The organism is Psychroserpens mesophilus (assembly GCF_000826645.1).
In the GTDB taxonomy this organism is placed as follows: domain Bacteria; phylum Bacteroidota; class Bacteroidia; order Flavobacteriales; family Flavobacteriaceae; genus Psychroserpens; species Psychroserpens mesophilus.
In genome coordinates this window covers 329713-350389 of record NZ_JXJP01000001.1, presented here as the reverse complement: position 1 = coordinate 350389, position 20677 = coordinate 329713, and the positions used below count along the sequence as shown (strand labels likewise).

Annotated in this window: 16 protein-coding genes and 1 tRNA gene; 1 reads left to right on the top strand and 16 read right to left on the bottom strand. The window is 33.1% G+C overall.

Going from position 1 to position 20677, the window contains the following annotated elements; genetic code table 11:
• Positions 1 to 26: 26 nt before the first annotated feature.
• From TD18_RS01530 to TD18_RS01500, 6 genes are all read right to left on the bottom strand, one after another.
• Positions 27 to 2180, bottom strand: a complete 2154-nt coding sequence (locus TD18_RS01530; RefSeq protein WP_040247525.1) for a SurA N-terminal domain-containing protein — start codon at positions 2178 to 2180, stop codon at positions 27 to 29.
• A 205-nt stretch (positions 2181 to 2385) separates the two neighbouring features.
• A complete protein-coding gene (locus TD18_RS01525; RefSeq protein WP_040247522.1) occupies positions 2386 to 3675 on the bottom strand; it encodes a hemolysin family protein in 1290 nt (429 codons plus the stop codon).
• Between the two features lie 251 nt (positions 3676 to 3926).
• Entirely contained in the window at positions 3927 to 4496 is a 570-nt protein-coding gene (gene lptC, locus TD18_RS01515) for an LPS export ABC transporter periplasmic protein LptC (protein ID WP_052460991.1), read from the bottom strand.
• The gene (locus TD18_RS01510) at positions 4497 to 5879 is read right to left on the bottom strand and encodes a tetratricopeptide repeat protein (protein ID WP_040247516.1); all 1383 of its coding nucleotides are present in this window, start codon (positions 5877 to 5879) and stop codon (positions 4497 to 4499) included. It lies immediately after the preceding gene.
• Between the two features lie 15 nt (positions 5880 to 5894).
• Positions 5895 to 7205 (bottom strand): OmpP1/FadL family transporter, encoded by a 1311-nt coding sequence (locus TD18_RS01505; protein ID WP_040247513.1) that lies wholly within the window; start codon positions 7203 to 7205, stop codon positions 5895 to 5897.
• The gene (locus tag TD18_RS01500; RefSeq protein ID WP_040247512.1) at positions 7205 to 7933 is read right to left on the bottom strand and encodes a type III pantothenate kinase; all 729 of its coding nucleotides are present in this window, start codon (positions 7931 to 7933) and stop codon (positions 7205 to 7207) included. The genes TD18_RS01505 and TD18_RS01500 overlap by 1 nt, the downstream gene beginning before the upstream one ends.
• 192 nt (positions 7934 to 8125) lie before the next feature.
• On the opposite strand from TD18_RS01500, the gene TD18_RS01495 reads away from it, so the two are divergent.
• Positions 8126 to 8201, top strand: a tRNA-Phe gene (locus TD18_RS01495).
• A gap of 169 nt (positions 8202 to 8370) precedes the next feature.
• Here TD18_RS01495 and TD18_RS01490 read toward each other — a convergent pair.
• The 10 genes from TD18_RS01490 to TD18_RS01445 all read right to left on the bottom strand — a co-directional run bounded on the left by TD18_RS01490 (position 8371) and on the right by TD18_RS01445 (position 20631).
• A complete protein-coding gene (locus TD18_RS01490) occupies positions 8371 to 8811 on the bottom strand; it encodes a heavy-metal-associated domain-containing protein (RefSeq protein WP_040247510.1) in 441 nt (146 codons plus the stop codon).
• A gap of 32 nt (positions 8812 to 8843) precedes the next feature.
• On the bottom strand, positions 8844 to 10622 hold the full coding sequence (locus TD18_RS01485; protein ID WP_040247507.1) for an efflux RND transporter periplasmic adaptor subunit: 1779 nt from the start codon (positions 10620 to 10622) through the stop codon (positions 8844 to 8846).
• A complete protein-coding gene (locus TD18_RS01480) occupies positions 10612 to 11103 on the bottom strand; it encodes a DUF305 domain-containing protein (protein ID WP_040247505.1) in 492 nt (163 codons plus the stop codon). Before TD18_RS01480 ends, TD18_RS01485 begins: the two co-directional genes overlap by 11 nt.
• A 26-nt stretch (positions 11104 to 11129) precedes the next feature.
• Positions 11130 to 11861, bottom strand: a complete 732-nt coding sequence (locus tag TD18_RS01475) for a heavy-metal-associated domain-containing protein (protein WP_040247502.1) — start codon at positions 11859 to 11861, stop codon at positions 11130 to 11132.
• Positions 11861 to 12583, bottom strand: coding sequence for an acetolactate decarboxylase (locus tag TD18_RS01470; RefSeq protein WP_040247500.1), 723 nt, complete (start codon positions 12581 to 12583; stop codon positions 11861 to 11863). The genes TD18_RS01475 and TD18_RS01470 overlap by 1 nt, the downstream gene beginning before the upstream one ends.
• 3 nt (positions 12584 to 12586) lie before the next feature.
• Entirely contained in the window at positions 12587 to 13810 is a 1224-nt protein-coding gene (locus tag TD18_RS01465; protein ID WP_040247497.1) for a TolC family protein, read from the bottom strand.
• A complete protein-coding gene (locus TD18_RS01460; protein WP_040247494.1) occupies positions 13807 to 17547 on the bottom strand; it encodes an efflux RND transporter permease subunit in 3741 nt (1246 codons plus the stop codon). The genes TD18_RS01465 and TD18_RS01460 overlap by 4 nt, the downstream gene beginning before the upstream one ends.
• A gap of 111 nt (positions 17548 to 17658) precedes the next feature.
• On the bottom strand, positions 17659 to 18072 hold the full coding sequence (locus TD18_RS01455; protein ID WP_241480625.1) for an HYC_CC_PP family protein: 414 nt from the start codon (positions 18070 to 18072) through the stop codon (positions 17659 to 17661).
• A gap of 244 nt (positions 18073 to 18316) precedes the next feature.
• Positions 18317 to 20272, bottom strand: coding sequence for a heavy metal translocating P-type ATPase (locus TD18_RS01450; protein WP_040247492.1), 1956 nt, complete (start codon positions 20270 to 20272; stop codon positions 18317 to 18319).
• The gene (locus TD18_RS01445) at positions 20269 to 20631 is read right to left on the bottom strand and encodes a DUF3703 domain-containing protein (RefSeq protein WP_040247490.1); all 363 of its coding nucleotides are present in this window, start codon (positions 20629 to 20631) and stop codon (positions 20269 to 20271) included. The genes TD18_RS01450 and TD18_RS01445 overlap by 4 nt, the downstream gene beginning before the upstream one ends.
• Positions 20632 to 20677 lie beyond the last annotated feature (46 nt).

The following is a 20677-nucleotide window of genomic DNA, read 5'->3' as shown; positions in this document are numbered from 1 at the left end:
CTTTTTTTTATAATCAATTTTAAGACCTAGAAAAATCTAGCTCTGTTATCTTCAATATCTGCAGTTTCTTTTAAAGCTTCGTAAACTTTAGTCTGTGCTGCGTTAGTTCTTGCCGTACTCAAACGATTAGCAATGGCCTGGTAATTATCTAAAGGCGTCGCTTCGTTAATTTTAGTAACTTCAACTACATAAACACCTTTAACACCAACGATAGGCTTAGATGTTTCTCCTTCTTCCAATCCGAAAGCAGTACCTACAACTTTAGGCTCTGCACCTGCTCCAGATAATGTTGGATTTTTCATATTTACTGCAGACGCAGTATTTGTAGCCTTTCCTTGATTTTTAGCAATATCCGCAACCGAAGTTGCTGTAATTTTATCTAAAATCATTTGAGCTTTTTTATCATTTCGAATTTCAGTAAGCACAGACGCAGAAGCACTTTCAGCATCCATCAATCCTTTTTTAGTTGATTTAGTAATTTGCACTACGGCATAACCACCACTAGGAATAGAGAAACGTTTGTAGTCACCTACTTTAGTTCCGTCTTCAAAAGCCCAACGAACAATTGCTCTTTGACTTCCTAAACCTGGAATATTCTCATCAAGAACTTTAATCCCATTAACTGGCTTGGCCGTTAGATTACGTTCTTTTGCAGCTTCTTGGAAATCTTCTTTCTGAAGCGCAAGTTCAAATTTTGAAGCTTCAGTAAATGTTGCATCAATTGTTTTTTCTGAAGGTTCAATTTTACGTGCTATTGTAGCAACTTTTATCGCTCTTGACTTGTTTTTTTGATCTAATATTTCAATGATATGGAAACCAAAAACAGTTTGAACCACGCCTATATCTCCTACTTCATTTTGAAATTCAAAATCACTAAAGGGTTTTACCATTTGTGTGATTGGGTGAAAGTCATATTCACCACCATTGTCAACACTTCCTTGATCTGATGAAAATTCTGTTACCAAAGCTGGAAACTTATTAGGATTAACTGTTACAACTGTTTTGATGCTATCTGCTAGTACTCTTGCATCATCTATAGTCATCGTTACATCTGGCTGAGCACTTTGAGCTCCGACATGTGGAATTAAAATATGTCTTACTTTAACTGAGTCTGGCAATTGAGTTTCAGCGACTACTTTCGATAACTTAAAATATCCTGCATCCTTATAAGGACCATAAATGCCACCAACTTTCGTCTTGTAAATGGTATCTGCAGCAACTGAAGGCAATTGAGCTTTAGTTACAAAAGCGTCATTATACGTAATATCCGAATTAGAATTTACGAAGTTTTCTACATCTGTCGTTTTTGTAAAACCAATTATCGTATCTGTATTTTTTGTAGTCTCATTAAAGACAGCTTGATTATCTAATAATTTTAATAATCCCGCTTTAAGATTTTCTTCATCTTCAACGCTAGCAACTTCTTTAAACTCTACAAAGCTAATATCTCTTGAAGCTTCAACCTTATACTTATCTTTATGCTCATTAATATATTTTGTAATATCAGACTTAGAAACTTCTACTAAACTATCTGCTATAGATGTAAAAGGTATTTGAACATATCTTAAATCTCTAGTTGCATTTTCTAACATGAAATCAACTTCAGCCTCACCTAAAGTTGCATTAACTCCAGACTTAACCATAGCATTGTATGCTCTCTCCTGAGCTCCTAAGGCTATATTATTTTCTGTACTAACCCATTGTTGGTAGTTAATTTGAAATGTACTCAATGGAGCACTTTGTCCGTTAAGGGCCTTTAGGTTATTTACAAACTCTGTCAGTTTATTTTCATCAAAAACTCCAGCTTCATTTTGAAATTCAGGATAACTTGAAAAACTTTGTTTAAGCAAATCTTTCATTTGATCTTGCTCCACACTTAAACCAAGGTTTTCAAACTGAGATGCCATAATTGCTTTTCTCACTTCTTGATCGTAAACTCTATTCATCGCTTGCGTAGAAGAAGAATTTGGACCCATCTGATTTTGCATTTGTTCAACTCTGTTCATAAAGTCAGTTCTATTGATGTTTGTACCATTTACGGTAGCAACTACATCTTGCGAACCTCCAAAAAGCGCATCACTGTTTCTAAACAAGTCGGTTAGTACAAAAGAGAACAATGCTAGTGCAATGATTAGAATCAAAAACAAAGAACGTTGTCTAATTTTATTTAAAACTGCCATTTTATGTATATTTTATCGAATAATAAGTGGGCGAAAATACCATTTTCTATTAAATAATAAAAGTAGATTTATGTTTTTATTATTTAATTCGCAAGCTAAGGACTGGTCTTTGGACAACTGTTTGATTTTATCGGTCAAAAAGCATAAAACCTGTTATTTATTAGGGTGAAAATTTGTGTGATTTAACTTTCCAATTATCAAACAATCAATCTTCATCTATAATATGCAATTCTACAACATCAATTTTAGTTGAAGACACTTCTAAAATTTTAAATTTGAACATTCCTATTGCGACAACATTTCCTTCCTGAGGAATTTCCTCTGCTTCATCAACAATCAAACCTCCAAGGGTTTCATAGTTCTCACCCTCAGGAAGATTGAGTTTATAGGTTTCATTAATATAATCTACTTCTAGTCGAGCAGAAAACTTAAAGTGATTATCAGCAATTTTTTCTTCAATTAATTCCACACTATCATGTTCATCTTCAATTTCACCAAAAAGTTCTTCAACAATATCTTCAACAGTCATTATACCTGCTGTTCCTCCATACTCATCTATAACTACAGCGATACTTTTTCTTTTTTTAGTTAAAATATTGAGCACATCTTTCACTAACATGGTAGCTGGCACAAATACGACAGGTAAGGTAATAGACTTTATGGATTTTGGCTTTTTAAACAATTCAAACGAATGCACATAACCTAAAATATCGTCTATAGAATCCTGATAAACCAGTATTTTTGAGAGCCCACTATCGATGAACATTGTACTGATATTTTTCACTGATTCTTTCACGTCAACTGCGATAATCTCTGTTCGAGGCACCATTACTTCTCGAGCTTTTACTTCTGAAAATTCTAAGGCGTTTTGAAATATCTGAATTTCACTATCAACCTCATCATGTTCTTCAACCGATTGCATTTGTTCACTAATGTAATTACCCAATTCAACTTTCGTCATGGCTAATTCTACATTATCACCATCAGTTTTAAAAAATGCTTTCAAAACTTTATCTGAAATCCAGATGATAAACGAAGATAAAAACCAAAATAGTAAATAAAATAAATATGCAGGAAAAGCGAATATCTTTAAAAATGAATTGGCATAAATCTGAAAAAACACTTTCGGTAAAAATTCTGCTGTAATTAATATAATGATCGTAGAAATAATTGTTTGGGTCAACAAACTCAAATCAGTTAAAAGATAATTTAAAATCTGAAGATCTGTTGGTAATTTCGACTGAAACCAAGCCACCAAAACATCTCCCATTAAAAACCCATAAACAACTAATGCTATATTGTTTCCAATGAGCATTGTAGCTATAAATTTTGAAGGCTTAGCTGTTAAGCGTGTTAAAATTTTAGCAAGAAAATCGCCTTGCTTTTTTTCAATTTCAATATGAATTTTGTTTGACGATACATAAGCGATTTCCATACCTGAAAAGAAGGCAGATAGTAACAACATTACAATAATGATGAAGATGCTTAAGTCCATACTTATTTTTTGTTTCTATCGTCAAATTTTTTCCTGAATCGTTTTCTGAAGAAAAACATAAAAATAGATAAAGCGGCAAAAACAAAAGAAATATATGACCTGTTGGTTCCGTCATTCCAACTAGCAAATCCGTCATAAATAAACAACACACCAAAAAACAGGTATATGTATTGAAAAAACTGAAGTAACTTCATTTTGATTATAAATATTTAATACAAAGATAGAGATGTTTTGTGAAACTACTTTAACTATTAGTCTTTTAAAAGCATATCTCCACTTCCTTCCAAAATGGTATAGTTTTTAAATTTGGTATCAGAATCAAATATATTTCCTCTACCGTTATTTGAAGTTGCAGACTTAAGTCGGACTTGTTGATTTGTAAATAACCACTCGCGTTTTTGATCATAATATAATTGATCTGCAAACAGACTGTCGTTTTGAGGTGTAATAAGAATAACATTTCCTTGCAAATCGATTAAATCAGTTTTGTTATATACAATAGCGTAGTCTGCCAGAATAATATTTTTTTCTCCATTTTCATCGAAAAGCGACAGGTGTACACCTTCTGGAAATTCAGAAAAAGAAAATGCTCTATTAGAATAATCTAACATTTTAGGACTTTTAAGATTGGCGATGACTTTACCTTCAGCATCTTCAGCTTCAGTATATCTTAAATCTATATTTTTTGCTTCACCAATAGGTGTATTCTGGAGTATACCTATTTGTTGGACATCTTTAAAATTGTTCTTACATGAAAAAAACATAGTCACAACAATTGTTGTGACTATGGATGTTTTTATATGTGAAAACTTAAATTTCATTTATAAATTAGGAACTGTTACACTTCCACCAATCCAGCAACCAATATTGATTGTTGTACCAGCATTCCCTTCTTGGAAAATTTCAGCTTTAGTTGGTGCATTGGCATTATATGAATTTGCAGCCTGTTGTGCAGCTGATTTTAAACTAGGATCTACTCTTCCTGCTTTTAATGATTCTTGTGCAGCATACCAAAACACAGCTCTTTTATTAAAATTGGTATCACCACAATTGTTAGCACTTTTTGCATACATGGCAGCAATTTGCAAATGAGGCTTACCATCTGATGGATTAAGTTTTAAAGCTTCTCTGTAGTAATTTCTTGCAGCACCATAACTACCTTTGTTTTTAAAGTTATTAGCAATACGATATGCTAACTTTCCTTTTTTGAAAGTATCTGTCTCTAAGTCGTATGCTTGTTTAATATATTTCTCAGCTTCTTTATCGTTTCCTTGCTTATATAGAATAGTAGCCACAAAATATTTCGTGTCTGCTGAAGGTGCTGTTGCATCATAAGCTTTTACTAAATCAATATATAAAGGATCATCTGTACACTCTTTGTTATACATTCTGCTTACTGCTCTTTTTAACCAAACAGCATCAGTTTTATATGTAGGAAAATCTTTCTGATACAATGGAATTAGATTCTCACAATTAGCTAATTGACCAAGGTAGGTATCTAAACTTCCAGAAATTTTATCATTAGCCTCTAAAGATTTTTGATAAAACGTTTTGTATTTACCTTCTTTCTTTTCAAGAGTTTGACCTGATTCTTCTTTTTCAATAAGTTTATTCAACTTTACGGTGAAGTTTTTATTGATAGTTTCTAATTGCTCAGATACATCGTCATACTTATTGAACACATCTTGGATAGGTGCTTGCTCAGCTTTAAATAAATCTACAACCTTGGTAAAGTACACATATAATCCTTTTGCACTAGTAAAGTTTTTTAAATCTTGTTTGTACGCTTTATCAAAAGCATCATAGATTTGTTTATCTGTAAGTCCAAGCTCTTTTTGATTATCATACATTAACAAACCTTTATCTGAAAGTACTTCACCAAGATCATATTTACTTGGAAAATATTCCATTCCTTGGTCCCATACAAGCATAAGATCTTTAATATAATCTAGTTTTTGCTGACCTGTAGAATTATCAATTTTGTGATCCAGAATTTTTTCACCGTAAGCATAAATAGCATAACTAAACTTTGGACATTTATTTCTTACTTTCATCCATGGCTCATAAGCTTCATCATATTTTTTACTCTTAACGTAATCGTTCATTAGCGTTAAGTTAAGCATACACTCTTCATCTTGTTGAGCAAAACCAAAGTTTACCGTTAAGAACAAAGCAGCAAATACTAAAATAATTCTCGTTTTCATTGTATTAATTTTACGTTAGTTATATTTTCTTTTTTCAAACCACCAATCATTTAATGAAAGGCTTAGCTGGAAGTTTACAAAATTTTCTTGTATTAAGTTTTGATTTGTTGTACCTCTTCTTCCTAATTCTAGTCCGAGGTTAGCATTTGAAAACCATTTCCCAACTGGTAGTCCAACTCCAAAAGATATGCCAAACTCGTTTATGGTTTCATTATTAATTTCCAAACCAGTATTCTCAAAGTGCATACCTGCCCTGTAAGTCGCTCTTTTCCAATAGCTAGAAAAAGAATCAGCATCTGGAACAATAAATCCACCAATCGAGATATTTGATGCATTTACAAAATTAGCATTGTCAATAGCTACAATAGGGTTTGAAAACTTACTTGTATTTTGAAAGGTATATTCTGCTCCCAAAAACCACTTTCTAGGCGCTCCAATTCCCGCTCCAAAAGACAGCCTTGACGGCAAGGTTAAATCCGTTTGATCCAAACCTAGTGAAGCTAAATCGGCATCAATAGAATTCACGGTAAGTTCTTGACCATTAGATTCATTTATGACAATTGTTGAAAACGTTCTTGTATTTCTTGACGATATATCGCTTTGGGGTGAATACGTTAGTCCAGATTGTAATTCAAGTTTTTCATTAATCATCGTTTTATAGGTTAAACCAATATTTACATTTAAGCCACTAAGATCTGATCTGTTTTCTTCTCTAGATTTGTACTGAATCTCATTGCCTTCATCGTCATAGAGATATTCAATTGCCGTGTTTTGAATATTACCAAAATTATAATTCATATCAATTCCTAAACTCAGCTTTTCTGTAATCCTATAACCTAAACCAAGAAATGCTTTATTTAATCCACCTTCTCCTCGATATCTATTCAATACCTGATTGGTATTATTTATATCTTCTAGTTTGTAACCGACAGAAGTGTAAGGCATTAAACCTAAACCAAATCCAAATTTATCACCAAGTGGCATTGACATAGCCATATAATCAACAGTCGTTGCGCTAGTCCTATCACTTCCTGAATCTGCTTTCAAATTGATACTATTATGGCTTGCTCCTATCGAGAATTTAACCGGACGATTTTCATTATTAAAAACCTTCAAATTCGGACCTACATAAGCTGCAGGGTTTCTAAGGTTAACATGAATACTATCGGTATAGATACTCAATCCTCCCATACTTCTATTTTCGACTGTCCCTTTGAATTTTAAAGATCCTATTCCGTAAAAGGAATATGGTGAAGCTGTACCTTCTTGAGCATTCAATTGTAACGCGAAAAAAGCAACTAAAACTAGTACAAGTTTTTTTATCATTATTGTGTATTATATTCTAAAATAAAATTCAAACCCTCTAAAAGAAAATTTGAATTCGCAAATATGCCATTTTTTAATTGTTTTGACAAGAAATTGGTATCACCACCTGTTAAAATAACTGTTAAATCCGAATATTTTTCTTTATACGCATCTATTACGCCATCTATTTCTTTTAAAACACCAAATACAACTCCTGAATGAATTGAACTATCAGTTGTGTTTCCTGTTAAGGATTCTGGTTGTTCAGAATCCAATAACGGAAGATTTGCAGTTAAATTATGTAAGCTTTGGTATCGCAATCGTATTCCTGGAGAAATTGCGCCTCCTAAATAATCATTTTGAGCATTGATAAAATCGTAAGTAATACAAGTTCCAGCATCAATAATGAGCACATTAGTATTTGAAAACTGTTGAACTGATGCACTTACAAGTGCTATTCTATCAACTCCAAGCGTTTTAGGGGTTTTATATAAATTTTTAAAAGGGAGTTTGATTTCTGAATTTAAAATTAAAAGGCTTATAGTTGAAGCCACATATTGAACATCTTCATTATTCAATTGACCTACTGAAGACAAGATTCCTTGGGATATAATAGGATATTTATCGACAATTCGATTTACTTCTTTTAAAAAGTCTTTATGCTTAACGACTTGTTTTTCAAACAACTCAAAGTCTTCAAAAACAGCTAGTTTCACATTCGTATTACCTACATCTATAATTAAATTCATAGTAAACTCTATAAGTCGTAAACATACAAAATGCACAAATGACTCAAAGTCTGTTTAACCAAAAAATAACATATTAAAGCACAATATTCATTGATGCATTTTAATTTAATTCATAAAGACGATAAATTTTTAAAGTTTCCTTTTGGTAATACTAAAAATGCATATATATTTGCAATCTCGTTTTAAACGACTGGTGCCTTAGCTCAGTTGGTAGAGCAAAGGACTGAAAATCCTTGTGTCCCTGGTTCGATTCCTGGAGGCACCACCACTAAAAAGCCTTAAACATTTGATTTCAAGTGATTTAAGGTTTTTTTGGTTTTTAGAAGGGACAACAAAAGGGACAGAGTACTCTTTAAACATTACCTAATTTTAGGCTAAATAAATGAATAAAACTACGAATAGAACTCAATTTTAGAGTTCTATTCGTAATTGCTTTATTAATGATTGTGATCTGAATGGTCTTCTGATTTCGTTTCTCCAGATTGATTCATCATCATTTCGTGGTCGTATTTACAACAACCTGGTAAATCTTTATAGGCTTCTTCACTTCCTGCAACTTTTTCGGTGTCGTAACCTGAAGCTGCTATTGCTTTATGAATTGCCATGGCATCCGTTTTTGAATCATCAAAAGAGACATCAATTTTCTTTTTATCGACATCCCAATTGGCACTTGCAACACCTTCAACACTATTGGCAGCTTTTTCAATGGTACTTTTACACATACCACAATTTCCTCTTACTCCAAAAGATAAATCTGTCATTGCGATTTCTTTTGACACTTCTGTTTTTGTAGTTTCTTCAACTTTTTTAGTTTCGTTTTTACAACTTGTTAAACCTAATGCTGCTATTGCAACTACACTTAAAATTACTTTCTTCATTGTTTAAAATTTAATTGTTATTACTTGATATATTATTCTATTACTTGTTTTACTTCTCCACAAGTTAGCATTGCTTCACCAAAATATGGATTGATTACTTTTTCTTCTTTGCTCAACCAATATGCACCGTTGTTATTATCTGCCATTGGACAAAATTCTACATACACTTTTTCATTAACCCCAAACAGTTGTACAGCATTTATTAAGTGTGATGATAAATGTTTGAAATGGTCTCTTTGTCTTTTTATATCTGACATTTTAGAAATAGATGTTGCAGAAGATTGTATTTCTTTTATTAATGACATCCAATGTGTATGAGTATTATTGTCTGATAATAATTTCATATCCACTTTACTTAAATTGTTTAATAAACTTGTTGCATTAACTGAAGTATTTTTTGAATCTTCTTTAACTAAAGCATCTTTTAAATTGATATAGTCATTGTAAACAACTTTTAGTTGTTCTTGAAATTTCTCTGATACTTTCAACCTTTCGTTCATATTAGTATGGCCACTTTCTTTTTTTGATGCATTATTATCCATTCCTAAATGTCCTTCGTGACCAGTCATTACTTTGCCACCATCTTTATTCATCATTGATTTTTTACCTTGTAATTGAGCTGCTGCATCAACCGTAAAAGTTCCGTTAGTTACGATTTCATTTCCAACAAATAATCCTTCTAAAACTTCGTATTCGTTACCAATTTGATTACCTAAAACAACTTCACGCATTTCGAAAACGGTTTGGTCTGGATTGGTTTTTAAATAGACAACAGAACGTTCACCTGTCCAAAGTACAGCAGATGCTGGAATTGTTAATACCTCATCATTACTACTTGCAACTCGTTCAATATTTGCGGTTACAAACATTCCTGGTTTGAATACATCATTTTTATTATTAAGCACTACACGCAAGGTCACTGTTCTTGTTTTGGTATTTAAAATTGGTTCAATAAAATCTACTTTCCCTTTAAATTCCTTATTAGCATAAGCGTTTGTAGTCACTAAAACTTCTTGTCCCTTTTTAAATAAATCGATTTGATTTTCATAGACATCAAAGTTTGCCCAAACTGTATTGAGATTTGCAATTTTAAGCAATGGTTGACCTTGTTTAATGTAGTCGCCTTGTTCTACTAATTTTTCGGTAACTGTGCCTGAAACGGTTGCATAAACTGGAAAGTTTTCTTTTACTTTTTGGGTTTCTTCAATCTGATTGATTTGACTTTCAGAAAGTTTCCACAACTTCAATTTATTACGAACCGCCTTGTATAATGCAGGTTGCGATTCCTTTAAAGATGATGCTGTAATTAACTCTTGTTGTGCCGCATACAATTCTGGCGAATAAATGGTGGCTAATAGCTGACCTTTACGAACTTCTTCGCCTGTAAAACTGATATTTAAACGTTCTATTCTACCTGAAAAATAACTGACTTGTACTGCATTAGCTTCTTCATTTTCAGCAATTTTACCAGATAATTTAAGGGTGTTGCCATCAATATTTCCTTTGCCTACAACAGTTGTTTGAATATTGGCTAATGCCATCGCATTTTCAGTCAACTTGAATTGGTCTGCCAATAAACCATCTGCACTACTTTCGGCAGGAATTAAATCCATTCCACAAATAGGACAATCGCCTGATTCTGGTTGCATAATTTGTGGGTGCATTGAACAGGTCCACATTTGATTGGTTTCTGAAACTTCATTGTGATTATGTTCTGTCTCTTCATTTGATGAACTACCAAAAAGTAACCAACCCAAGAGCAAACCTACTGCGAGTAAGCCTACGTATATGACTATTTTATTATTTTTCATTCTGTAATCGATTTATCATTGCTTTCATTTCTTCTATCTCCTTCTTTTGTGCTTTAATAATATCCTCTGCTAACTTTTTGACTTCTGGGTCTTTTATATCTGCTCTTTCACTTGTTAATATTGCTATGGAATGATGTGGTATCATAGCTTTCATCCATAAAACATCTCCAACAGTTGATTTTTGGTCACGTACTAATCCTAAAGCAATTGCAAATAGCGCAATACTTCCTATGACTATACCCATATTTTTCTTTTTATTCTTGTACATATTTTTCATAAAAAAGAACATAATCAAAGCCATTGTGGCAATACCCAAACAAACCATATAAAAACGTGTGAGACTAAACCATACGTGGTCAAATTCATAGGTATTTAAATACATTGTGATATACATCGCTATAAATGATGAGCCTAACATTAAAAAGAATTTAGTGTAATTGCTCATTCCATTTTCGTTGTTTTTGTGTTCTTGTGCGTTCATATTTTCAAATTTTTAGTGGTTATTATTTAATTTATCAGCATTAATACTGCCATCACAATCATAATGGCATTTTCAATAAACGTGGCTTCTGTCATTGGTAACTCTAAAGCTGTACCTAAACAAGCGCATCGAATAGATTTTTTATCTAATAAAGTTTTTGTTACACCAATGGTTGTAATACCTAATACAACAAGTGTTATTATTAAAGCAATTTCTACTTTAAAGCGCATTAAAAACATTAAACCCAAGGCAGTTTCAATAAATGGATAAATCCAACCATAAGCAGGAACTTTTTTTGCTAATGGGTCGTACATTCTAAAAGATACTGGGAAACCTTTTAAATCTAACATTTTGAAGAAGCTAAACACAATGTAGAATAAGCCCATAAAGTCGAGCATAAATGCACTCCAACTCCAATCTTTATAATGTAATAATACACTTGCTGTTGCTATATAAAAGATGATTAATAGTAAGGGTTTTAATTGTTGTAGTTTGCTTTTTTCTTGCTCCATTTCAATACTTGATGTACTTGTAGAAGCAAAAACATTTTTAACTTCCTTTTCAGAAAGCGTATATTTTTCAGGTAAGGCTTTTTCAAGAGTTTCTGTAGCGACGTGGCTACTCATTGTAACTTCAGCTTCTCCTTTTTCGAGATTAACTTCAACATTGGTAATATTATCAATGCTTTCTAAACTTTTTTCTACAGATGCTTTACAACTGCCACAGGTCATTCCTGTTATTTTATATGTATGTGTCATTATTTTGGTAGTTTTAATGTTATAGAATTGTTTAATAATAAGTCATCTATATGACCAGCAATAGCATCATCCTCCGTTTTAAAATGCATATGCATATTGGTAGTATGATGTGTGAAAATTGCTTTATGTTTTGTAGAATAGAATCCGATTATTTCAACGTCTTTATTCTGCAAAGTTCCATTTAAACCTGATTCTTTGTGCTTTTTATGATTATGGATAGTGTCACCATCTTTCCAATTGATGACGTGCCAATCTAAAGATTTAACGTTGCCCTCTAACAAAAAAGGAAATGGTTTATTTGTATCTATATTGTACTCTGTAGCAATCTTGAAAATTTGTTCTTCTAAATCACTTTTTGTGGTACAATTTTTTATTTCAAAAGATTCCCACGCTTTAATTTCTGCATATACTAATAGAGATGCCTTTAGGTTGTAAGAATCTTTAATCTGTAAACTACTATCAACCACAAAACTGTTGCTTGGCTGACTATCAAATATTTGAATCTCGCCCTTGAGGTTATCCACAGCACCAAGAGCGTAAAGGTTTTTCATTTTTGCAAGTGTGTCTAAACTGATTACGGATTGAATATTACCAGACATTATTGTTCTTAAAGCACCTGAATGTTTTACTTCTGTTGAAAGAGTTTTACTTTCTTTATCTCGACAAGACAAAAAGGCAATTGTAAAAAACACTAATACGATTATATATGTTAATCTTTTCATTGCTTAATTGGTTAAATAATTAATAATTGTGCTTTGCACATAGTAGCCCTTAATAGATTCTATTTGGTTCATTTGAAACTTTAGTTGCAGTTCTTGAATATCCAAAACATCATTAAAATCAATCGTTCCTGTTTCGTAACTTTTGATTAAGATGTCCTCTGCATCTTTAGCTTGTTTTAAATTCTTGGTTTGCGTTGCATAATTTATTCTTGCAGAAATACGTTCATTAATCGCCTTGCTTAAAAGCGTTTCCAAAGTGTTTAATCGTTCTTGTTTTTGAGCTGTTATTTCTTGCTGTTCTAACTCATTTTGCTTGGTTTGAGATTTATATTTTTTATTAAAAATTGGGATTGACACCGAAACCATAGGCATTACAATATCTTTACCGTTATCCGAGAAATTCATATCTGGTCTTTCAGAAACATTGATATAGTCTAATCCAAAACCAATCATAGGACTACTTTCTTTTTGGTTTAATAATTCTGATTGTTCTATGGACTGATAGAGTTTATCATACTTCAACAATTCAGGATGTAATGCTAAATTTTCAGTAATGATTTCAAAGTCTTCTGAAGGCATCATTAAACTATCTACCACAGTAACAGCAACATCATTTTCCCGATTCAAAAGATTATTCAAATTAGTTTGTTCTGCTAAAAACTGTTGACTTAAAACATCTTTTAGTTGTTGCATTTCATTTTGACGCATTTGTAATCGCAACACATCTACAGCAGATGCTTTACCAACCTCAACAGATGTTAGTGCTAATGTCTCATAGGTTTCCAAAAGTTTAATATTTTCTGTTAGCACCCTTTGTTTCGCTTTGTTAGCGTATAAATTATAATAGGATTGTGATACAGAAGCCATCAATTTTCGCTTTGCAATTACAATGTCCTCATATTTTGCATCGGCTAACGAACTCACATAATTTTCTCTTGATGTAATTGTACCAAACCACGGTAACATTTGTTTAGCCGATACTTTAAATCGTTGCGCTCCTGTTCTCGTTTCTGGTTCGCTCACAAAGTAACCTACACCAAATTCAGTATTAGGAATCGTATTGACTTCGTTTACTTTTTCTGAAACTCTTTTGTACTGTAACTCGAATTTTTGAATCTCGGGATTGTTTTCCAACGCTTCATTAATTAAAATTTCTAATTGTTGGGCGTTACCTTTGAGACAAAAGAGAATTGAAAAAAGAAAAAAGACTGTTTTTATATGTTTCATTTTGATGCTCTTTTAAGTTGAACTTCGGATTTCCAGCTATATAATACTGGCACTACAAATAGGGTTATTAAGGCTATGAGCATTCCACCAAAACTTGGTATTGCCATCGGAATCATAATATCGCTTCCTCGTCCTGTAGAGGTTAATACTGGTAATAATGCTAAAATGGTTGTAGCTGTAGTCATTAAACAAGGTCTGATACGTTTTTCTCCTGCTTCTACTATGGACGCTCTAATTTCCTTTTTATTCTCTGGTGTATTTCTATCAAAAGTTTGCGTTAAATACGTTGCCATTACTACACCATCATCTGTTGCAATACCAAAGAGTGCAATAAACCCAACCCAAACCGCTACACTTAAATTAATGGGATGCATCTGAAATAAGTCTCGCAAATTTTCGCCAGCGACATTGAAGTTTAAAAACCAATCTTGACCATAGAGCCATATCATTATAAATCCACCTGCAAAGGCTACTGCAATACCAGTAAACACCATTAGCGAAGTTCCCACGGAACGGAATTGGAAATACAGTATTAAAAAGATGATTGCCAATGCTAAAGGAACAACAACAGATAAGGTTTTCTCTGCACGTAATTGATTTTCATATGTTCCTGTGAATGCGTAGTTGATCCCTTTTGGTACAGTTAGCTCACCAGATTCTATCTTTTCTTGAATCAATGCTTGTGCATTTTCAACAACGCTTACTTCTGCAAAACCATCTAATTTATCAAACAAGACATAACCTACTAAAAAGGTGTCTTCACTTTTTATGACTTGTGGTCCTTGTTCGTAGCGAATATTTGCCAATTCACTTAATGGAACAGGACTGCCTTTTTCAACTGGCACATAAATCTGTTGTAAGTCTGTTGGGTTTGCTCGTAATTCTCTTGGGTATCGCACACGAACACCATATCGCTCTCGACCTTCAACCGTTTGAGTTAATACCATACCACCAACTGCAACTTTCAATACGTCTTGAACGTCTTGTATAGAAATTCCGTAGCGTGCAATTTTCTCTCTATCAATATCAATCAACAAATATGGTTTACCAACAATACGGTCTGCAAAAACAGCTTCTTCTTTAACGCCTTTTGCCTCTTTGATAATGTTCTCTAATTGGACGCCAAACGCTTCAATTTGCTTTAAGTCTTGACCTTTCACCTTAATTCCCATAGGTGCTCGCATTCCTGTTTGAAGCATTACCAATCGGGTTTCAATCGGTTGTAATTTTGGTGCTGACGTAACACCTGGTAATTTGGTAACTCTTACAATTTCACTCCAAATATCGTCTGGTGATTCAATTTCTGGTCGCCAATTACGATAGTATTCGCCATCCTTGTCTTCAATTAATTGAGACCTTTCTATATTTAATAAAGTTGATTTTATAATCGCTTTGTTCTCGACTGCGCTCGAACTGACAGCTATATTTTCGTTATGAATTAATCGACCATCTTTTAATTCAAACAAACCATCATCATTTACTTTGTAGCGTTGTCTTTCCCCATCTGCATTCAGCATATATTCTGATTTATACTGAATCATATTCTCGTACATTGATAGTGGTGCTGGGTCTAAAGCTGATTCTGTTCTTCCTGCTTTACCAACTACCGTTTCAATCTCTGGAATACTGGCTACTGCCATATCTAATTGCTGTAAAACCCTTTTATTTTCTTCTACGCCGGAATGAGGCATTGAAGTTGGCATTAGCAGAAATGAGCCTTCATTTAAGGATGGCATAAACTCTTTGCCTGTGTTCTTCATAATGAAAAACCCTGCAATTACAATAGCTGTTGGTACAGATAGAAACAATAATTTATTATCTAAACACCAACTTAAAATACGGGTGTAGTATTTGATGAATAGCGAAAAAACACCTAATAAACCAAAGCATATAACACTTACAAAAATGAGATTCCAGAAGATACTTTTATCTACTCCTAATGGTCGCCAATATTCGGCTAACAGGAATACTATCGCAGATGCTGAAATAATGATATTGACAAGATTAGCTTGCTTATCTGTTATCTTACTTTGAAGATTGAGAAGTGCTGTAATTCCAAAAGCTATCAAAATCAATCCTAACCAATACCCAAAGACTATTGCTATGATTCCTAAAGCTATTAAAACACCATTTAAAACATATTTAAAAGTGTTTTTAATGCTTTTCTTTCTGAATAAAAATGCTGCAAATGGTGGTATTAAAAATAAAGCAACAATAATAGAGGCGGTTAAAGCAAAGGTTTTTGTAAAGGCTAATGGTCTAAATAATTTTCCTTCTGCACCAATCATAGTAAATACAGGAATGAAACTGATTATTGTTGTCATTACTGCGGTAACAATAGCGCCTGAAACTTCTGCTGTCGCATTATAAACTACTGTATTAATGGATTGTGTTCCATCATCTTCATCTAAATGCCTTATAATATTTTCTGAAAGTATAACACCAACATCGACCATTGTACCAATAGCAATAGCGATACCTGATAAGGCTACAATATTAGCATCGACACCAAAGAGTTTCATTGCTATAAATACCATTAGAACTGCAACTGGTAATAATCCAGAAATTAATACTGAAGCCCGTAGATTAAATACCATAATGATAATGACCAAAATGGTAATCAGTATTTCTAACGTTAAGGCTTCATTGAGTGTGCCTAATGTTTCTTGAATTAACTCTGTTCTGTCATAAAAAGGTACAATGGTTACTTGTGATGTTCTTCCATCAGATAATACTTTTGAAGGTAATCCTGCGCTTAATTCGTTGATTTTATCTTTTACATTATTGATCACTTCCATTGGGTTTGCGCCATATCGTGCAACAACTACAGCACCTACAACTTCTGCACCTTCTTTATCTAATAAGCCTCGTCTTGTTGCAGGACCTAATGAGACTTTTCCAATATCTTTAATTCGTATTGCTGTATAATCTTCGGAAGTAACAACTGCATTTTCGATGTCAGAAATGGATTTTACATAGCCTAAACCACGTACTAAATATTCGGCTTGGTTAATTTCCAATGTTTGTGCACCAATGTCTTTGTTGCTTTCCTTTACTGCTTTTACCACTTGGTTCAACCCAATATTGTATTGACGCATCAATTCAGGATTCACATCGACTTGATATTCTTGAACGTAACCACCAATGGAAGCGACTTCTGATACTCCACTTGCAGATGATAAGGCATATTTTACGTAATAGTCTTGTATGCTTCGCAACTCTTGTAAATCCCAACCACCAGTTACATTTCCGTTTTCATCACGTCCTTCAAGTGTGTACCAAAATATTTGTCCTAATCCTGTGGCATCAGGACCCAAAGCAGGATTGACACCTTCTGGCAATAATCCGCTTGGTAATGAGTTGAGTTTTTCTAATATGCGACTACGACTCCAATAGAACTCAATATCTTCTTCAAAAATGATATAGATACTTGAAAAGCCAAACATAGAGGAACTACGAATGGTTTTTACGCCTGGAATACCTAATAAGGATGTTGTTAGTGGATAAGTGATTTGGTCTTCAATATCTTGTGGTGAACGACCATCCCATTTGGTAAATACAATTTGTTGATTTTCTCCAATATCAGGTATGGCATCAACAGCTACAGGATCACTTGGTAAAAATCCTGTATCCCAATTAAAAGGTGCATTTACCGTTCCCCAACCAACAAAAAGAAATAACAGCAATACTGCTACGAGTTTGTTTTCTATTAAAAATTTGATGCTTTTGTTTAGCATTGACTTTGTATTAAACAATTAGACATTAATTAGTGTTACGACAACACCGAATACAGCGAATTATCCTTATGACATTACAGCCATAGGATAACACAGTCTATTGTTTAAAAATCAAATTAAATACGTCTCGTCAATCTTGTAGATACGCCTTATGACGAGTGGAGGTTTGTATTCTTCGTAAGTAGATGCGTTATTATCTAAACCTTCGAAAAGGTTAATGTAAGTAAATACAAAAGATGTAATGAATAGCTGTTGCTCAAACGTGATTTTGTCAACTTGCAATTGCAGCTCGTCTTGACCTTCCATCACTAATTGCTTATCATCACAGCAATTTTTCTTTGTAATAGAACATCCTTCAGTAGAAGGTTTTTCCATTTCCATACCGCAACCTTTGGCTTTATGGAAAATAGCAGTCTCAACTAAAGTATCTCCGCAATAATGCATATTTACAGTAAATGACATTGTAGAGAATAACACTGCAAATGCCATTGCTAAAGACAATATTTTATGGAATACTTGTTTCATACTGATTGCTAAGTTACGAAAAATCAAATAATAGGTTGCTTTTTAACAAAAAATTAAATCATTATACAAACCATTTTATAAAATTAAAGCACAAATTTCATTAACAATAATAAAGCTATAAATAAACCTACAAAAGCTAACACTGCAACAACTTTATCTTTTAAAGTTACAATACGCTTATTTGACTTTTTTGATTTTCTAAATTTTTTCTTATTACTTCGATAATGTGACATTTTTACTTAATTTAATTCCATTTCATTCGCTGTAATCGAACCGCATTTAAAATGGCTAATAACGCAACACCAACATCTGCAAAAACCGCTTCCCACATGGTAGCCAAACCACCAGCACCTAAAATTAGAACAATCACTTTTACACCAAATGCCAAACCAATGTTTTGCCATACAATTCTACGAGTGGAGCGACTTATTTTAATAGCTCTAACCACTTTTGATGGCTGGTCGGTCTGAATGATCACATCTGCTGTTTCAATAGCCACATCACTTCCCAAACCACCCATCGCAATTCCTACATCACTTGCAGCTAAAACTGGTGCGTCATTAATACCATCACCTATAAAAGCAATTTTATTTTCAGGGATTTGTTTTAAAATTTCAACTTCATTTAATTTATCTTCTGGTAACAAACCTCCTTTAGCAATTTCGATATTTAACTGGGAAGCCACTTTTTGAGTTATGGAATCTTTATCACCAGAGAGCATCATTATATTTTTTACTCCTACATTATGTAAAGCAGTAATCGTTTCTTTTGCATCATCTTTCAATTCATCCGCAATGACTACATAACCTGCAAATTCGTTATCTATAGATACTAATACGATTGACTCTACAATAGCCTCAGTTTCCATTAAAACATCAATATTATTAGCAGCCATCAACGCTTTATTACCAACTAAAACCGTTTTACCATTTACAATGCCTTTTAAACCCTTTCCTGCGATTTCGGATACTTCTGAAGCTTCATAATCTGCACCTTCATCTTTATATTCTAAAATGGCTTTAGCGATTGGATGAGTGGATTGTTCTTCTATAGCCATCAGGTATTTCATAAACTCTTTTTCATCCCAACCAATAGTTTTGATTTCTTTTATTTTGAAAACACCTTTAGTAACCGTTCCTGTTTTATCCATCACCAACGTATTTATCTTGGTCATTGCATCTAAAAATGAAGCGCCTTTAAATAAAATTCCGTTTTTTGAAGCTGCACCTAATCCTCCGAAATAACCTAACGGAATGGATATTACCAAAGCACAAGGACAAGAAATTACAAGAAAAATCAAGGCACGATACAACCAATCTCTAAACACATAATCATCTATAAAAAAGTAAGGAAAGAATGTAACACCAATTGCTAAAAACACTACAATTGGTGTATAAATTCGTGCGAACTGTCGAATGAACAATTCCGTTTTTGATTTTCGTGCTGTTGCATTCTGCACCATATCGAGAATACGTGCAATGGAACTATCTTTAAATTCTTTAGTAGTTTCGATTTCAATAACGCCATCCATATTAATACTACCTGCAAATACTTTTTCACCTTTTACAATTGTATCAGGTTTACTTTCGCCTGTTAATGCAGCTGTGTTAAATGAGCCTTTTTCCGAAAGCAAAATACCATCTAATGGTATCTTTTCACCAACTCGAACTTGCACTTTTTCACCAATTTCAACCGTTTCAGGACTAACAGATACATAATCATTTTCACGATAGACCAAAGCTTCATTAGGGCGCACATCAAGCAAAGCTTTTATATTTCTTTTTGCTCTGTTTACTGCTGCGTTTTGGAATAATTCACCTACAGCATAAAAGAGCATTACTGCTACACCTTCAGGATATTCACCAATAACAAATGCTCCAATAGTGGCAATGGACATTAAAAAAAACTCTGTAAAGAAATCTCCTTTTCTAATACTGCTCCAACCTTCTTTGATCACAGGAAATCCTACGGGAATATATGCGATTGTATACCATACTATTCGAATCCAACCTTTAAAATTTGGAAATGTTTCAAAATAGTCTAAACCAATACCAATAATTAGCATTGAAAAACTTATAATTGCAGGAATATAGGCTTTGAAATTATTGGGTTGACCACTATGGTCGTGACCATCATCGTTACTATGTTCTGCATCTGAACTTGATTTTAAATCTCTTAAATTGACTTTCTTTTTTTTCATTTTGAATTGAATAAATTTTTAATATCACTAGGTATAGGCATACGTTTTAATGGAGGCACGTTGGAACCTCCAGTATTGCCAAGAGGAACACGGTTAATAAATGATTTCCAACCTCCAACAATTAATCTTAATATTTGTCCAAATACTTCTTTCGTGTCTTTTCGCATTAATCCAAACTTTAACATTAACCAATGCGAATATGTGTGTTCTACTGGGTAAGATTGACCAATAATATGGCTTCTTTCTAAATGATACCAAGCATTTGTAAAATCACCTTTTGCCAAAGCAACTTCATAAAAACCAAGTTCCTTGTTATAAGCATCTTTCAAATGTTTTGGTATTTTATAATTTAGTTTCAATACCAATTGTTTTGATTATAAAAATATAATACTAATACTTGCAATG

Excerpts from the sequence above, each read along its gene's own strand:
- TD18_RS01485 (WP_040247507.1), bottom strand. The coding sequence starts at position 10,622 with ATGAAAAATAATAAAATAGTCATATACGTAGGCTTACTCGCAGTAGGT.
- TD18_RS01480 (WP_040247505.1), bottom strand. The coding sequence starts at position 11,103 with ATGAACGCACAAGAACACAAAAACAACGAAAATGGAATGAGCAATTAC.
- TD18_RS01450 (WP_040247492.1), bottom strand. The coding sequence starts at position 20,272 with ATGAAAAAAAAGAAAGTCAATTTAAGAGATTTAAAATCAAGTTCAGAT.
- TD18_RS01490 (WP_040247510.1), bottom strand. The coding sequence starts at position 8,811 with ATGAAGAAAGTAATTTTAAGTGTAGTTGCAATAGCAGCATTAGGTTTA.
- TD18_RS01475 (WP_040247502.1), bottom strand. The coding sequence starts at position 11,861 with ATGACACATACATATAAAATAACAGGAATGACCTGTGGCAGTTGTAAA.
- lptC (WP_052460991.1), bottom strand. The coding sequence starts at position 4,496 with ATGAAATTTAAGTTTTCACATATAAAAACATCCATAGTCACAACAATT.
- TD18_RS01505 (WP_040247513.1), bottom strand. The coding sequence starts at position 7,205 with ATGATAAAAAAACTTGTACTAGTTTTAGTTGCTTTTTTCGCGTTACAA.
- TD18_RS01455 (WP_241480625.1), bottom strand. The coding sequence starts at position 18,072 with ATGAAACAAGTATTCCATAAAATATTGTCTTTAGCAATGGCATTTGCA.
- TD18_RS01525 (WP_040247522.1), bottom strand. The coding sequence starts at position 3,675 with ATGGACTTAAGCATCTTCATCATTATTGTAATGTTGTTACTATCTGCC.
- TD18_RS01465 (WP_040247497.1), bottom strand. The coding sequence starts at position 13,810 with ATGAAACATATAAAAACAGTCTTTTTTCTTTTTTCAATTCTCTTTTGT.
- TD18_RS01470 (WP_040247500.1), bottom strand. The coding sequence starts at position 12,583 with ATGAAAAGATTAACATATATAATCGTATTAGTGTTTTTTACAATTGCC.
- TD18_RS01500 (WP_040247512.1), bottom strand. The coding sequence starts at position 7,933 with ATGAATTTAATTATAGATGTAGGTAATACGAATGTGAAACTAGCTGTT.
- TD18_RS01460 (WP_040247494.1), bottom strand. The coding sequence starts at position 17,547 with ATGCTAAACAAAAGCATCAAATTTTTAATAGAAAACAAACTCGTAGCA.
- TD18_RS01530 (WP_040247525.1), bottom strand. The coding sequence starts at position 2,180 with ATGGCAGTTTTAAATAAAATTAGACAACGTTCTTTGTTTTTGATTCTA.
- TD18_RS01510 (WP_040247516.1), bottom strand. The coding sequence starts at position 5,879 with ATGAAAACGAGAATTATTTTAGTATTTGCTGCTTTGTTCTTAACGGTA.